This window comes from Bacteroides caecigallinarum, from assembly GCF_016901995.1.
Taxonomy (GTDB): Bacteria; Bacteroidota; Bacteroidia; order Bacteroidales; family Bacteroidaceae; genus Phocaeicola; species Phocaeicola cellulolyticus.
Map to the genome: position 1 here is coordinate 37,697 of NZ_JACJLE010000024.1, position 16,420 is coordinate 54,116.

General features: G+C 39.7%; 9 protein-coding genes. 6 read left to right on the plus strand and 3 right to left on the minus strand.

What is annotated here, in order from left to right; genetic code table 11:
* Genes gcvH through rpoN form a run of 3 tightly spaced genes read right to left on the minus strand, consistent with a single transcriptional unit; the run spans nt 1 to nt 2,574 of the window.
* Entirely contained in the window at nt 1-381 is a 381-nt protein-coding gene (gcvH, locus tag H6A61_RS07860) for a glycine cleavage system protein GcvH (RefSeq protein WP_154043106.1), read from the minus strand.
* 32 nt (nt 382-413) lie between these two features.
* Nucleotides 414-1,094, minus strand: coding sequence for a phosphatase PAP2 family protein (locus H6A61_RS07865; RefSeq protein ID WP_235338996.1), 681 nt, complete (start codon nt 1,092-1,094; stop codon nt 414-416).
* A gap of 1 nt (nt 1,095) precedes the next feature.
* A complete protein-coding gene (gene rpoN / locus H6A61_RS07870) occupies nt 1,096-2,574 on the minus strand; it encodes an RNA polymerase factor sigma-54 (RefSeq protein WP_204392643.1) in 1,479 nt (492 codons plus the stop codon).
* A gap of 439 nt (nt 2,575-3,013) precedes the next feature.
* Here rpoN and H6A61_RS07875 point away from each other — a divergent pair, with 439 nt between their 5' ends.
* The 6 genes from H6A61_RS07875 to H6A61_RS07900 all read left to right on the plus strand — a co-directional run bounded on the left by H6A61_RS07875 (nt 3,014) and on the right by H6A61_RS07900 (nt 16,249).
* Nucleotides 3,014-6,202, plus strand: a complete 3,189-nt coding sequence (locus H6A61_RS07875; protein WP_375338153.1) for a SusC/RagA family TonB-linked outer membrane protein — start codon at nt 3,014-3,016, stop codon at nt 6,200-6,202.
* Nucleotides 6,203-6,264: 62 nt separating this feature from the next.
* Nucleotides 6,265-8,223 (plus strand): RagB/SusD family nutrient uptake outer membrane protein, encoded by a 1,959-nt coding sequence (locus H6A61_RS07880; protein ID WP_154043108.1) that lies wholly within the window; start codon nt 6,265-6,267, stop codon nt 8,221-8,223.
* A gap of 80 nt (nt 8,224-8,303) precedes the next feature.
* Nucleotides 8,304-11,162, plus strand: a complete 2,859-nt coding sequence (locus tag H6A61_RS07885) for a SusC/RagA family TonB-linked outer membrane protein (protein WP_204392645.1) — start codon at nt 8,304-8,306, stop codon at nt 11,160-11,162.
* 14 nt (nt 11,163-11,176) lie between these two features.
* Nucleotides 11,177-12,991: a RagB/SusD family nutrient uptake outer membrane protein gene (locus tag H6A61_RS07890; protein ID WP_204392647.1), complete on the plus strand. Its 1,815-nt coding sequence runs from the start codon at nt 11,177-11,179 to the stop codon at nt 12,989-12,991.
* Nucleotides 12,992-13,022: 31 nt separating this feature from the next.
* Nucleotides 13,023-14,066 carry a DUF5627 domain-containing protein gene (locus tag H6A61_RS07895; protein ID WP_204392661.1) on the plus strand — a complete coding sequence of 348 codons (1,044 nt, stop codon included), beginning with the start codon at nt 13,023-13,025 and terminating at the stop codon, nt 14,064-14,066.
* 29 nt (nt 14,067-14,095) lie between these two features.
* The gene (locus tag H6A61_RS07900; RefSeq protein ID WP_204392649.1) at nt 14,096-16,249 is read left to right on the plus strand and encodes an endo-1,4-beta-xylanase; all 2,154 of its coding nucleotides are present in this window, start codon (nt 14,096-14,098) and stop codon (nt 16,247-16,249) included.
* Nucleotides 16,250-16,420 lie beyond the last annotated feature (171 nt).

Genomic DNA, 16,420 nt, shown 5'->3' on the forward strand with positions numbered 1-16,420 from the left:
TTATTCGTTTATAAGTTTTTTATATGCTTCTGCATCCAGCAGTTCTTCAGCTTCAGAAACGTCTGTAGGCTTGATTCTGATAATCCATCCTTCGCCGTAAGGGTCTTTATTCACAAGTTCAGGATTTTCTTCAAGTGCCGGGTTTACTTCAAGTATTTCTCCTCCAACAGGCAGGAACAAATCGGAAACGGTCTTTACCACTTCAATACTTCCGAATGTTTCTCCTTTTTCCAGTGTTTCTCCTTCTGTAGGAACATCTACGAATACAATATCACCTAATTGTGTTTGAGCATAGTCTGTTATACCTACATATGCTTCTTCTCCTTCTAAACGAATCCATTCGTGTTCGTTTGTGTACTTTACGTTTGTTGGAAAATTCATGGTTTTAAAATTTACAAGGTTAGTATATCTTTTCAAATAAACAAAATTCCTGTGACACCGCAAAATAATCCTACAACAAATCCTCCGAAAACTTCAATAAGAGTGTGTTGGCGCATTATTATTCTGGCTGTACACAACATACCAGCCAGCAATATGAATCCTGACAGCCACCATACCGGATTGAACTGGAAAAGAAAACTGTAGGACAGCAGTCCCCCGACCATTAATCCGCTACTAGCCGCGTGTGTACTGATTTTGAGCTTTAGGTTTACAATGGTACACAATACCATACATATCAGTACGGCAAGAACTATTCCGCTCATATACCTTGGAGTGTGTATCCTGTACATTGTCACCAGACCGCCTATGTAGCTTAGGATTGTCAGTCCGTACGGGACGAACCTGTTTTCACGGTGTCCCAGCTCTTTTATTCCCCAGCCGTTGATTTTCTGGAAAATGTATATACCCAGCATGGGGAAAAGAATGGTGAAGCAATACACCAGTCCGAGTATCGACAGTTTGTACGACATGGGCATTATGTTGAGATATGTAAATAGAAATATCATCAGAAATGCCACAAACGGAACCATGAACGGCGAGAATATCGCCGATACTATATAGGATGCTATATATAGCGGGTCCTTTTTTTCCTGTTCCGTGAAATGCACAGGCTCGTGATATGTCAGTTCGCTGGGAATATTATTTTCTTCCATTTTATCTTCTTAGTCTAGCTACAGGAATATTTAACTGTGTACGGTATTTGGCGACAGTACGACGTGCTATAGGGTAGCCTTTGTCTTTAAGGGCTTCTGCCAGTTCGTCGTCGGTCAGAGGGTTTTCCTTGTCTTCGTTGTCAATCACTTCTTTCAGAATTCTTTTTATTTCTCTTACGGACAGTTCCTCACCGTTGTCGGTGGTATATCCGTCGTTGAAAAAGTACTTGAGCGGGAAGATACCGAAGTTGGTTTGCACATACTTGCTGTTGCTTACCCTTGATACAGTCGAGATGTCCAGTTTGGCCCTTTCCGCCACATCCTTCAGTATCATAGGTTTCAGCAAGGTTTCATCTCTCTCGGTAAAGAACGGGCGCTGCAGGTCTATTATTGCCTGCATGGTGCTTAGCATGGTGTTTTGTCTTTGCTTTACGGCATTGATAAATCCTTGGGCTGCATCAACCTTCTGCTTCAGGAACATGAATGCGTCTTTTGCTTCTTTCGATTGGTTGGCTTTGTTCTTGGTCTGTTCTTCCAGCATGTCCGTAAATGTTCTGCTTAGTCGGAGTTCCGGAACATTTCTGTTGTTGAGGCTCAGGATGATATTTCCGTCATCTTCTGTCTCGACTATAAAGTCCGGGATTATGTGATGCAGGTTTTTGCCCATGGCTTCTCCCATGGAACTTCCCGGACGCGGATTTAACTTTACAAGTTCGGCCACGGCAGCATTGTATTCATCTTCCGTGATATTGAGTTTCTGTATAATCTTATCCTTGTTTTTCTTTGTGAACTCGTCGCAATACTGGTCTATTATGTCGTATTCTATTTTTTTCAGCGGCGAATCCTCTTTTCTCTTTATCTGAAGAAGAAGACATTCTTTGAGGCTTCTTGCACCTATTCCGGCAGGGTCAAAGTCCTGTATTATCGATATGATGTGTTCAAGTTCTTCTTCTGTTGTGTATATTCCCTGATATATGGCCAGTTCGTCCATTATAGCTTCTGTGGTTTTCCTCAGAAGTCCGTCATCATCCAGTGAACCTATGATATACTCTCCAAGCATTTTCTGCTCGTCGGTCAGTTCTTGCATGTCAAGCTGCTCTTTCAGTGTCTCGTAGAAAGAAACATTGTCCGATAAAGGTATTTCTTCTGGAGTTTCGCCTGCGGAACGGTTGTTCTCTTGCAGTTTATAGTCAGGAATGTCATCTTCTGTACGGTAGTCGCCCAGCGATACATCTTCGTTATAGTTCGTATCCGGGTCTGCATCAGGGTCAGTAGGATATTCGTTAGCCTGATCCTCAGCTATTTCGGCAGGGTCTTTCCCTTCTTCCAGTGCAGGATTATCCAAAATCTCTGCATGTACTCGCTCTTCCAATTCCACTGTTGGCAATTCCAGAAGTTTTACCAGCAACACTTGCTGTGGTGAAAGTGTCTGGACTTGCTGTTGTGCCTGCGACTGTATTTGACGTGAGTTTTGTGCCATTTTATAAATTTATTTATTGGCAAAAGTAGTAAAATAATTGTGATAATCAATCCTGAAAAGGTTAGTTTGTTTTAAAGAAAGTATCTTTTATATCAGATTACATAAAAAATATGGTTTTACCTGTTGTTGATTTTTAAGTTGGATTTTATATCCTAGTAAGCCTGTATAAATACATAGATATAACTGCAATTATTTAAATGTAACATGCAGCAAAACATATGTAACATTTACGGTTGTTATGTAACGTCGGTTACATGTTTTGGAATGAAAATATTGTGAATACAAAAAAAAATAATGTAAATTTGCAATGTGTTAAATGAAATTTAAATGTGTAATCTTAAATGAAAATGCGTATGAATATTATTGAAGAAAGTGGATAGCAAAAACTGATGAATCTAAGAATCGACTATTTAATTTTTTATTTTTAATTATTAAAGTAATGAAAAACATAAGACAAAAGTTTATTGAGAAATTTTCTTTTGATAAGAAAAAACACTTTCTCACACAGATGAAGGTGTTCTTTTTCCTGTTATTGCTTGGCAATGTTTCGATGATGGCTCAGACTTTCGTTGTACAGGGAAAAGTCCTTGATGCGAATGACGAACCTTTAATCGGTGCGGCTATTGTGTTGAAAAGTCAGAGTACAGTTGGTACTGTGGCAGACTTTGATGGAAATTTTACTTTGGAAGTACCAAGTAAGGATGCAGTATTGACCGTTTCTTATTTGGGTATGACTCCACAAGACGTTAAGGTTGATGGACGCAGTATGATAGTTGTTGTATTACGAGAGGATTCCGAAATGCTTGAGGAAGTTGTAGTTGTTGGTTATGGACAGCAGAAAAAGGCTTCTGTGGTTGGTGCTATCACGCAGACAACAGGCAAAGTGCTGGAAAGAGCTGCCGGTGTTTCGGATATTGGTGCCGCATTGACTGGTAATCTTCCAGGTGTTGTTACTACTGCTGGAACAGGTATGCCTGGTGAAGAAGATCCTAAGATTACAATTCGTGGTGCTAGTTCATGGAATAATAATGAAGAGCCTCTTGTTTTGGTAGATGGAATTGAGCGTCCAATGAGTTCAGTGGATATTACTTCTGTTCAGTCTATTTCTGTTTTGAAAGATGCTTCTGCAACAGCAGTATATGGTGTAAAGGGTGCAAATGGAGTTATCCTGATTACTACCAAGAGAGGTACAGAAGGAAGTGCTAAGATTGATGTCGGTTTTAATGCGACTTTGAAATCTCCTTCGAAATTACCTAATAAATATGATTCGTATGATGCTCTAATGTTCCGTAATATTGCCATCGAACATGAATTAGCGTTGGCTCCTCAATCATGGGCTGATATACGTTCTCAAGCTTTTATTAATAATTATCGCAATCAAACTACTGTTGAGCAAAGGGAACGCTATCCTAATGTAGATTGGCAGAAGGCTTTGTTTAAGGATAATACCATGTCATACAACGCAAATATTAACATTAGTGGTGGTACAAAGTTTGTAAAATATTTCGCTGCTGCGGATTATGTGCATGAAGGCGACCTTTTCCGAGTTTATGATAATGGACGTGGCTATAATTCTGGTTATGGATATGACCGTGTAAATGTACGTAGTAATATTGATTTTAATATTACAAAAAGTACTGTGTTGAAAGTAAATTTGGCTGGTTCAAATGGTATTAGAAAATCACCATGGAGTAATTCGGGAAATTCTGAATGGCAGATAGGTCAGCAATGGTCTGGTGTATATAATATTCCGTCTGATGTGTTTTTGCCTCAATATTCTGATGGTAGTTGGGGTTTTTATCCTAAAGTTTCAAATACAACAAATTCAGTACAGAATATTGCAATTAGTGGAACAATGCAGACAACGACAACACGCATTAATACAGACTTTACTTTGGAACAGGATTTATCTTTTATAACAAAAGGTCTTGTCGCAAGAGCTACAATATCATGGGATAATGAGTTTGTTGAGAATAATCGTGGAATTAATGATTTATATAATGATGCGCAAACTAAGTGGATTGATCCGGAAACCGGTCAGGTTGTATGGGGAGAATCATATGATACCAATCAAGGATTTGATTGGTCGCAGGGTATAAATTGGATTACACAGTCTGGATCTGTAGATAACAGTAGAACAATAAGAAATTTGTATTATCAGGCACAGTTAAGTTGGGCGCGTTCTTTTGGTAAACATAATATGACTGCTATGGGATTATTTAGCCGTCAGGAGAATGCAAGAGGTAGTGTGATGCCTACTTATCGTGAAGACTGGGCTTTTCGTGTTACTTATGATTTTGCTAATAGATATTTTGTAGAATATAATGGTGCGTATAACGGTTCAGAAAAGTTTAGCCCTGAGAATCGTTTTGCTTTCTTTAATTCTGGTGCTATAGGATGGATGGTCAGTGAAGAACCTTTTATGCGTTATCTTCGTGAGAAAAAAATTCTTGATATGATGAAGATTCGTGCATCGTATGGTGAGATTGGTTCCGACCAACTTGGAGATCCATTTGATGAATCACGTCGTTGGTTGTACATGGATTCATGGAAATATGCGGGTCACACTCGTTTGGATTTGAACCATGCTGAAAGTATTTATACTTGGTGGTATGAATCTGCTATTGGCAATGAAGACATACAGTGGGAAGTCGTGGAAAAAATGAATTTAGGTATAGATTACTCTTTCTTTGAAGGATTAATGGCAGGTAGTGTTGAATTTTTCCGTGATACTCGTTCGAATATATTTGTATTTGGTAGTGATCGTTCAATACCTTCTTATTTTGGCGGAACACCTCCTTCAATAAATAAAGGAAAAATCCGTACAACAGGTTATGAATTAGAATTACGTTTAAATAAAGTTTTAGCGAATGGATTGCGTCTTTGGGGTAATTTTAATATGACTCATGCTCGTAATGTTGTACTTGTGAAGGATGATCAAGCTTTGCGACCTGCATATCAGAAGGCTGCAGGACACGGTGTTGGTCAATATTATTCTTATATTGACAATGGTTTTATCCAAAATTATGATCAGATGTTTGGTAGTCCAGCTCATGATTCAAGTGACTCTCAAAAATTGGTTGGAGACTATTATATTGTTGATTATAATGGTGATGGTGTTATAGACAGTAAAGACTCTGTTCCTTATGGATATACGAGTTCGCCTGAAAATACATACAATGCTACGATTGGATTTGAATGGAAAGGCTTTAGTGCCTTTGCACAGTTCTATGGCGTTAATAATGTTACACGTGATGTTGCTTTAAAAAGTTTGGAAAATAACTTAAATACTGTTTACGATGCAGGAACATGGTGGTCAAAAGATGAACCAAATGCAGATATTGTTGTTCCTCGCTGGAATTCGAAGCCTACTTATTATGACGGTACGCAATATATGTATGATGGTTCATATATCCGTTTGAAAAATGTTGAAATAGCTTATACATGGACAAAGGGATGGGTACAAAAGTTGGGTATCAGTAACCTTAAGATTTATCTTAACGGAAATAACTTGTGGTTGTGGACTCGTATGCCTGACGACCGTGAGGCAAATCTCTCAGGAGCTGGATATTTGGGAGCTTATCCTACAGTGAAACGTTATAATTTAGGTATTAAGTTTACATTATAAAAATACGTAGTTCAGAGGTATAAATAATTTTACCTCCTTTTACTACTATAAAAAACAGATATATGAGAAAACAATATACATATATATATACTGCACTTTTTTCCATGGTGATAGGTTGCGGTATGACTTCTTGTCAGGATTATCTTGACAAGAGTCCCGAGGCTACTGTAAATAAGGAGGATGCTTTTAAAGATTTTCGTAATTTTCAGGGTTTTGTGGAAGAAATTTATAACTGTATTCCTGACAAGGAGAAATGTAATTATTGTACTTCTTGGAACTGGGGCGATGATGAGCTTTTCAATTCGCTTGGTAATGCACACATGACCAATCAGGTTGATTTAGGAAATTTCCGTAACTGGTACAGCAACGGGCAGACATGGCTGATGACGAGTACTAATGATCCGAGATCGACTAATAGCTTCAATCATTCGTTATGGGGACATGCATGGTACTGTATCCGTAAGTGCAACATTGGTCTAGCTAATCTTGACAAAATGGTGGGAACAGAAGATGAGAGAAATCTGATTGCTGGACAGCTTTATTTCTTCCGTGCGTGGTGGCACTTTGAGATGATGACATATTGGGGAGGTCTTCCATATATTGATCAGGTGCTCGACGCTACACAAGAACTGACTCTACCTCGTCTGTCGTATCAGGAGTGTGCAGACAAAGCTGCGGAAGATTTTCGTCGTGCGGCAGATTTACTACCGATTGATTGGGATGATACCAATGCCGGACAGGCTACAGTAGGTAGGAATCAACTTCGTATAAACAAGATTATGGCATTGGGATATCTAGGCAAAAATTATCTTTGGGCAGGAAGTCCTTTAATGAAAAATGGTGCTCAGTTGGGAGGAAGTCAAACTTATAATTACGACGAGGAATATTGTCATAAGTCAGCAGAGGCTTTCGGAGAGTTACTTGCACTAGTTGAAGGCGGACAGACACAATATGCCTTAGCGGAATTTAACTATTCGAATGTTTATGACCATGAAAAGGCTGCTGGCGCTACAACATGCTATTCTGATATCTTTTATACGCGTCGTCAGAATTGGCAGGTGCCAGGCTCGGTTGAAGCTATATTTAGAGGTCCATCGGGAAGTGACGGAGGAGCTGATGGTAATAATTCCAACTGGAATATGTCTAAATTGTGGGGACCTAAGGTCGCAAGTTTAGTAGAACACGACGTCATTATTCATTTGCCAACTGCAAATTTAGTTGAAATGTACGGTATGAGTAATGGATTACCTTTGGATGATCCTAACTCCGGTTTTGATCCTACTCACCCGTTTAAGAATCGTGATCCTCGCTTCTATCACGACATTGTGTTTGACGGTTTTCATTATGTACTTGCTGAAGATAAGTTGAACGACGCTCAGAAACCATACGCTTATCTGAATCTGTCGAGTGGAGGTGGAGATATGCGTTCTGATGATATGGGTAGTCGCACGGGATATTTTTTCCAAAAATTAGTACCACATACATGTAATGTTGGTGATAAAGAATATGATTGGGGAAGTGCGCTTCACACTTATCTTCCCTATATGCGTCTAGCTGATATCTATCTTATGTATGCTGAGGCTTGTGCTGCTACAGGAGGAGCTTCAGCAAAGAGTAGTAATTTTGGAAAAACTGCTCTGGATGCAATTAATACAATACGTAACCGCTGTGGTGCTGGTGAGGTAGCAGACTCGTATGCTGCAGACAGAAATAAGTTTATGGACGAAATTCGCCGTGAGCGTGCTGTGGAACTTTCAATGGAAGGATTCCGTTTCAATGACCTTCAGCGTTGGCTTCTGCTTACTGAATCTCCTTATAATGAAAAGTATGCTGTAGAGTTTGATCGTCTTGAGGATGATAACTTCTACAGAAATAATGATCCTGCTGAAGCTAGAGTTGCGAACTATCGTCACAAATTGCTTGTTAAACGAGTGTTCGGTACCAAGCATTATTGGTTCCCTCTTCCTGATGATGATGTTTACCTTTATCCGGAATTTCCACAGAATCCAGGTTGGGAATAAAACGGTAAATCAATAAGGCTAATTGAATATCAAAGGAGTTAACAGAAAAATACTGATGTATAATAATAAAAAACTGAACAATGAAAGATAAACAGACAAAATTCATTCTTCTTGCTATGCTTACCGCAGCACCTTGTCTGGCCGGAGCGCAGAGTGCGATTGAGAATGATACTGACACATTGTCAACAGGAAATGACGCCGAGGTTCAGGTGGCATTCCGGAAAGTATCACGCAAGGATCTTCTTGGAGGAGTTTCTGTTGTCAATATGGAGGAACTTACCCGGAAAAACTATAATACTTATAGTCTGGATAATATGCAAGGCTATGTGGGTGGATGGAACGGAAACTCCCTGTGGGGAATGGATGGCGATAATGCTGGTTATTTGGTCCTTGTGGACGGAGTTCCGCGTGATGCCAACAACGTGATGCCTACAGAGATAGAGCAGATAACTTTCTTGAAGGGAGCACAGGCTGTAGTGTTATATGGTAGTAAAGCTGCCAAAGGAGCTATCCTGATTTCTACCAAGCGAAGCACTGCTGAAGGGCTGAGTGTGAGTGTTAGAGCTAATACAGGTTTCAATGTTGCAAAAAGTTTTCCAGAATATTTGGGATCAGCTGAATATATGACTCTATATAATGAGGCACGTGTAAACGATGGGCTGGCCCCTTTGTATTCCGATACACAAATTTACAATCATGCTTCAGGATTAAATCCTTACCGCTATCCGGACATAAATTATTATTCTTCCGATTATGTAAAGAAAATGTATAATCGTTCAGAGGTTACAGCCGAGATTGAGGGCGGAGGTTCAAAAGCTCATTTTTACAGCAATATCAGCTATTATCGTAATGGTGACTATCTGAACTTTGGCGAAGCGGAAAATAATATGGTGGATCGTTTTAATGTACGTACTAATGTGGACGTAAAGATTAATGATTTCATCAAAGCATATATCAATGCTAACGCTACTTTCTATAATTCAAAGAGCGCAAAAGGCAATTATTGGGAAGCAGCTTCTACCATGCGACCAAACTTTCCGCAGAACGCGGCTCCGCTTATACCTATCGATATGATTGATCCTAATGCGAGCGCTGTGTGGGAATTATTGAGTACTTCGGGTAATATTATCGATGGCAAATACTTCCTGGGCGGTTCGCAAGCCAATCCTACAAACGCTTTTGCAGATGTATATGCGGCAGGAAGCAGTAAATATACCAGCCGTCAGTTTCAGTTCGACACTGGGGTGGATGTTAGCTTGGAGAAACTTCTGAAGGGATTGTCGTTTAAGGCTATGTTTGCTGTTGACTATGCAACTTCTTATAATACATCGTTCGATAATAATTATGCCATATTTGTTCCAACATGGTCTAACTACAATGGCAAGGATGTCATTGTAGGGCTTACCAAAGAAGGTTTGGACGAGCGTCCAGGTATTCAGAATGTTGGTGGAAGTGCTGATAATCAGACTATAGCCTTTAATGCTCAGTTTAATTATCAGAATACATTTGCTAAGGATCATAACGTATCTGCTATGCTTATTGCAAATGGTTATCAGCAGACACGTTCTGCGCAATATCACCGTATTAGTAATGCTAACTTGGCTTTACAGGCAGGATATAACTTCCGTCAGCGTTATTATGCAGACTTCAGCGCTGCTCTGATTCATTCGGCAAAACTGGCACCGGGACACAGAAATGCCCTGTCGCCTTCGCTTACATTGGGATGGCGTCTGAGCGAAGAAGATTTTCTTAAGGACTCTCCTGTTGTGGACGACATGATGCTTAGCGTATCGGGTAGTATCCTGAATCAAGATATCGATCTTAAGATGGGTGATACTGAATTTTATCTGTATGATGGCTTGTGGACTCAGGCTGATGGCTATGGCTGGTATGACGGATCGGCAGGTAAATATACTTACTCAACTAAAGGTGAGAACTACGATCTCGACTTCATAAAGCGTAAGGAACTTTCTGTCAATCTGAATACTTCATTGTGGAAACGTTTTATCACTCTTGACGCTTCCTTCTTCATTATGTCCAACGAAGGTTACCTGATCGATAAGCCTACGTTCTATCCTTCATACTTAAGTACCGGTTATCCTGTAGCTTCGTTTTTGCCAGTATTGAATTATAACAATAACCGCCGTATAGGTTTTGATTTTAGTGTGAATGTGAACCATCGTATCGGTGAGGTAGATTTGTCTTTAGGAGTTTCAGGTACATACTATGATACTAAGGCTACAAAGCGTGATGAAATATATGACGACGCTCACCGTTATCGTGAAGGTAAGCCAATTGACGGTATATGGGGATATCAAAGTGCTGGATTGTTCCAAAGTCAGGAAGATATTGACAGCTGGTATGATCAGTCTAAGTTAGGACAGATTAAACCGGGAGATATTAAATATATCGATCAAAACGGTGACAAAATTATTGACGAGAAGGATGAGGTTTATCTTGGTAAAGGTGGCTGGTATGGAGCTCCGTTTACTATGGGTGTAAACATCACTGCCAAGTGGAAGGATTTCACTCTTTTTGTTCTCGGTACTGGTGGAGTTGGAAGCTATGGCTTGAAGAACAGTTCTTATTATTGGGTGGATCAGGAAGACAAGTATTCTGCAGTGGTACGCAACCGTTGGACAGAGGCTACAGCTTCTACCGCTACTTACCCACGTTTGTCAACACTCAATGCAAGTCAGAATTTCTGTGATTCCGATTTCTGGATGTATAAGGCAAACCGTTTCGATCTGGCTAAGATACAGATTACATATGATTTACCTAAGCATATATTGCGCAGCTCTTTCGTAAAGGAACTGTCGGCATTTGTGGGCGGAGCCAATCTGCTTACTATCTCTAAGGAACGCGAACACATGGAGTTGAATGTGGGAAGTGCGCCTCAGAGCAGATACTATAACATTGGTTTAAAAGCAGTATTCTAAAAAAAGTGATAAAAATGAAACTGAAATATATTTTTATATCTACTGTGCTTCTTGCATCTCTCTCAGCTTGTGAAGATATGTTTGAGCCGTCTCAGGAGAACATTAGAGGTGTGGAAGAAATGTTTTCCGATCCTAACTATGCCTCAGGTTTGTTGGGATATGGTTATGCGATGTTGCCATATGATAATTCAAGCGTCAGCGATGTTGCTACTGATGATGCTGTAACCAACGATCTTACTAGTAATTATTCGAAAATGGCACTTGGTGCTTGGTCATCAAGCAACAATCCTATGGAACAGTGGCAGGCTCGTAAGGCTACTATACAGTATATCAATACTTTCCTAAGTATTGTGGATAAGGTGAAATGGTCTAGTACTGAGACTACTAACAGGATGTTTATTGACAAGTTGAGTGGCGAAGCGTATGCTCTGCGCGCATTGAATTATTTCTATCTTCTGCAAGCGCATGCCGGATGGACTGACGATGGACAGCTGTTGGGTGTACCAATGGTGTTCGAGCCTGAAGATAAAAACTCCGAATTCAACCAGCCACGTAATTCGTTTAGCGAATGTGTAAACTATATCTTTGACGATCTTGACAAGGCAATAGAACTCTTGCCGCTTGACTTCGCAAATATCGGCAGTAATGCAGAACTTCCTTCAAAATATCAGGAAATAGGTGCCGAGATGGGTGGCTATAACCTAGTGTTCGGAACTTATCAACGTGGACGTATATCAGGACGTATAGCTGAAGGTATTAAGGCTCAGGTTGCTCTTCTAGCGGCAAGTCCTGCCTATCGTGAGGCTTCTGGAGTTACATCAGAAGAGGCTGCAGGATATGCTGCTACAGTTCTTAACAGAATAGGAGGTGTCAGCGGAATAGACCCTCGTGGAAATACATGGTACAATAATACAGATGAGCTTGACAATATGGGCTCCGGTGCCGTAACAGCAGAAATCCTGTGGAGAGGTAACCGTACTAATAGTGATGCTGATTGGGATATAGGTATCACACAGGAGAAGAACAATTTTCCACCAACATTATATGGAAGCGGTAGAATCAATCCTACACAGAATCTGGTTGACGCTTTCCCGATGGCTAACGGTTATCCTATAACAGATACTTCTAACAGTGGTTATGACGCTTTAAACCCTTATGCGGATCGTGATCCACGTTTGACATATTATATATTATATAACGGTAGTACTTATAAGGGTAAAACAATCATCACTGGACTATATGCCGACAGCGAGAATAAGACAGATGATGGACTGAATAAAATAGGTACATCTACTCGTACTGGATATTATCTGCGCAAGCTTTTACGTGAGGATTGTAATCCAAATCCGAGTGCTCTTAACCCTAAGTATCATTTCCCGGTACGTATTAGATATACGGAAATCTTTTTGGCTTATGCCGAGGCAGCTAACGACGCTTGGGGACCTACCGGTACTGGTGGAAATACTTATAGCGCATACGATGTAATAAAGGCTTTACGTGTACGTGGAGGTGTTGGAACGGATAATGGCGATCCATATCTGGAGAGTGTTAAGAATGATCAGACACGGATGACAGAGCTTATTAGAAACGAAAGACGCATTGAGTTATGTTTCGAGAACAAACGTTTTTGGGACATTCGACGTTGGAATTTACCGCTTAACGAGACTGCTAGAGGTATACGTATAGAACAAGCTACAGGCAACTCTTTGAAATATACGGAAATTGATGTAGAGATACGTAATTATAGAGACTATATGTATCACGGTCCTATACCTTATTCTGAAATACTGAAATGGAGTAATCTCCAGCAGAATAAAGGATGGCAGTAATATATGTTTAATTAAAATTATGAAAGTAAAAATGGAAACAAGAAAATCTATATTATTGATGATGTCGGGGGTTATGGCGTTTGCTTTCTCTTCCTGTAAGAATGCGGACAGAACTTTCCCTGATTATGAGGGAGGAACTTCTGTATATTTTGCATATCAGTATCCGGTGCGTACATTGGTCCTCGGTAATGATGAGGTAGTAGATAATTCGCGTGATAATGAACACAAATGTGCAATTTACGCCACTATGGGAGGTTCATACGAGGGAAGGGATATTACTATCGACGTCGAGATAGACAATTCTCTGTGCGATAATCTGACCTTTGAGGATGGTTCTCCGGTCCTTCCTTTGCCGGCCGATTATTATGAGATGCTTGGAAATCAGATTAGATTTGGTGGCGATCATTGGGGATATGTTGAAATACAACTCAAAGATGCTTTCTTTGCCGATCCGAAGGCTCTGACCAACAATTATGTAATTCCTGTTTTAATGACAGGACAGAAAGGTGCTGACCGTATTATTACTGGTACTCCATCGATAGAAGGAGACCAGCCAGCACGCACTAATTCGGCTTATTGGAACATACAGCCCAAGGACTATGTGCTATATTGTGTGAAATACATGAATCCATGGCATGGCTTTTACTTGCGTCGTGGAATAGACCAAATAACAACCGCCGCTGATGGTACAATAACCACAAATGTCCGTCACGAGGAATCTGTAGAGAAGGACGAGGTTTGCGAAATGACTTCTCGTTCACTTAATACCGCAATTTTCCCAGTATCTATTGATGATGAAAATGGTACGGCCGTTACTTGTGATTTGCTGCTTACATTTGATGGTGATAACTGTACCATTACCTCTGGTAGTGATGGTATTGTAGCTTCTGGAAGCGGAAAGTTTGTGGAAGACGGAGAGAAAAATTCATGGGGTAATAAAGATCGCGATGTCATATATCTGGACTATAGTATAGATTATGGTTTCAAGCAAGTTGCTACTAAGGATACATTGGTTGCACAGACTCGTGGCACAAACAAATTAGTTACCTTCACTCCTACATATAATGAGAAATAAATATCTTTAAATAAAAATATGTACTGGTTATGAAGAATAAATCTTTATATATAAGTTCATTGTCAATGTTGCTTCTCATGGCAGCATGTGCTGACGAACAGATTGCTGAATTTAAAGTAGAGAAACCGGCAAATATTGAACAATATGAATATCTGAATGCTTATGATGCATTAAAAACGTATGTCAATCGTGCTGCTAATCCGGGATTTAAGTTAGGAATTGCTCTGAGTGCTAATGATTTTACTGCAGGCGATCAGGTACATAGTTTGGCAGTATCCAACTTTGACGAGATGACCGCAGGCAATGAAATGAAATATGCTTCATGTGTGGCTGATGATGGTACGATGAATTTCTATAATGTCACAAAGTTTGTGAATGAAGCTAAAAATGCTGGTATGACTATTTACGGTCATACTTTGGGTTGGCATTCGCAGCAGAATAACAAGTATCTGAATTCTTTGATTGCGGATAAGGAAATTGAAGTGGATCCGGAAGATAAGGTGGAAAAAGTTGATTATGAAATAGATTATTCTACTAGTGAATATAAATTTTGGAATGAGATAGATAATGCTACTATTGCCGTCAATAAAGAAAAAGGATGTTTGGATATAATCAATCCTGACAAAAAAGAATCGAATTATTTAGTACAATACCATGTTGCGGATGGAATTTCCATTAAAAAAGATAATTCTTATACTTTAAAAATGCTTGTACGAGCTACCGATAATGGAACTCTGAATTTAGCTGTTGGAAATTGGGGAGCAACGTCAGATGGATCTGCTGAATTTACTACTGAATGGAAGGAACTCACTATGGATTTCCAAGCTAAAGGTGATGGAGGATTTGTAATGGTCCAATCTGGCTTGTTTGTGGGTACTATTCAAATTAAAAATGTAAAGATTGTTCATACCGAGTCTCCGGCTGTTGAGATGGAGCAGGAAGTCAGAACACAAACATATCAAGATGGTCCTTTCCCATTCTATCAAATGGGCTGTGCTCCAGATGTCATTAATGGAGCCATTCATTTTGTTCCTCAAAATCCGCCTGTATGGAGCCAGTTCTTTATTATGCCTGGTGGAGATAATGCTTTGGATGAGGGAAATTATATTTTATATTTGGATTTGACTTCATCTAAAGATGCGTCAGGTGTTGAGTTGACTATGCAGAATGGTTGGGGAGATGATGCACAGAAAATCAATGTAAGTGTTCCTGTTCAACAAGGTCAGCATCACGTCAAATTAAATATCTCAGGTATTAAAGGTGGTAATTATGATGTTATTCTTAAGCCTCAATCAACAGATGCAACATTGGACGTGAAATCTTTGAAAATCTGTAAATTAGTAAAAATGAATACCATTCCTCTTACTCCGGAAGAAAAGAAAGATACTCTGACATGGGCTATGGATAACTGGATAAGAGGTATGATGGAAGCTACAGGTGGTTATGTTACATCATGGGACTTGGCAAATGAGACAGTTTCCGGTGGAGGTGACGATAATGGTATCTATGAATTGCAATCAGCTGAAAACAGTGATAATCCTTCTGCAAACTTCTATTGGCAAGATTATCTTGGTGACATAGACTATGTACGTATTCTCGAATCAAAGACTCGTAAATACTTTGCTGAGTATGGTGGAAATCCTTCTGATTTGAAACTCTTCATTAATGACTTTAATTTGGAATCATGGTGGGATGGCAACATGAAAGCCAAGAGTCTTGTTGAATGGATCAAAAGATGGGAAGCTGACGGCGTTACTAAGATTGATGGTATTGGAACTCAAATGCATGTCAGCTACATTTTGAACGAAGCAGATCAAAAGGCACAAGAAGATGCCATTGTTAATATGTTCAGAATTCTGGCAGAATCAGGCAAGCTCGTCAAGATTTCTGAGTTGGATATGGGAATTGTTGATAAAGCATTCGGTACAGGTATAAAGACAGAAAATGTAACATTGGAACAGCAGCAGAAAATGGCAGAGTTCTATACATTTATAATCCGTAAGTATTTCGAGATTATTCCTGTAAACCAGCAGTATGGTATTACTCAGTGGTGTGCAACAGATAGTCCTGCCGACTCTGGTTGGAGAGGTGGAGAGCCTGTTGGTTTATGGGATATAAATTATAACCGTAAACCTGCTTATGAAGGTTTCGTAAATGGATTGAGAGGTACTGATGTTGAGTAATTTCTAAATTAATCAATCTTCTATTATATTAATGGGCAGGTATTATTTTTATCTGCCCATTATTATGTACGCTCAGCATGAGTATTAGCTAACGGGTGCAAGTCCCCAATGAGCCCTAATAGCGGGAATCATACAGCCAAAAGCAAGGGTGTCCATCGCGAGGTGGAATCT

Excerpts from the sequence above, each read along its gene's own strand:
- gcvH (WP_154043106.1), bottom strand. The coding sequence starts at position 381 with ATGAATTTTCCAACAAACGTAAAGTACACAAACGAACACGAATGGATT.
- H6A61_RS07865 (WP_235338996.1), bottom strand. The coding sequence starts at position 1,094 with ATGGAAGAAAATAATATTCCCAGCGAACTGACATATCACGAGCCTGTG.
- rpoN (WP_204392643.1), bottom strand. The coding sequence starts at position 2,574 with ATGGCACAAAACTCACGTCAAATACAGTCGCAGGCACAACAGCAAGTC.
- H6A61_RS07875 (WP_375338153.1), top strand. The coding sequence starts at position 3,014 with ATGAAAAACATAAGACAAAAGTTTATTGAGAAATTTTCTTTTGATAAG.
- H6A61_RS07880 (WP_154043108.1), top strand. The coding sequence starts at position 6,265 with ATGAGAAAACAATATACATATATATATACTGCACTTTTTTCCATGGTG.
- H6A61_RS07885 (WP_204392645.1), top strand. The coding sequence starts at position 8,304 with ATGAAAGATAAACAGACAAAATTCATTCTTCTTGCTATGCTTACCGCA.
- H6A61_RS07890 (WP_204392647.1), top strand. The coding sequence starts at position 11,177 with ATGAAACTGAAATATATTTTTATATCTACTGTGCTTCTTGCATCTCTC.
- H6A61_RS07895 (WP_204392661.1), top strand. The coding sequence starts at position 13,023 with ATGGAAACAAGAAAATCTATATTATTGATGATGTCGGGGGTTATGGCG.
- H6A61_RS07900 (WP_204392649.1), top strand. The coding sequence starts at position 14,096 with ATGAAGAATAAATCTTTATATATAAGTTCATTGTCAATGTTGCTTCTC.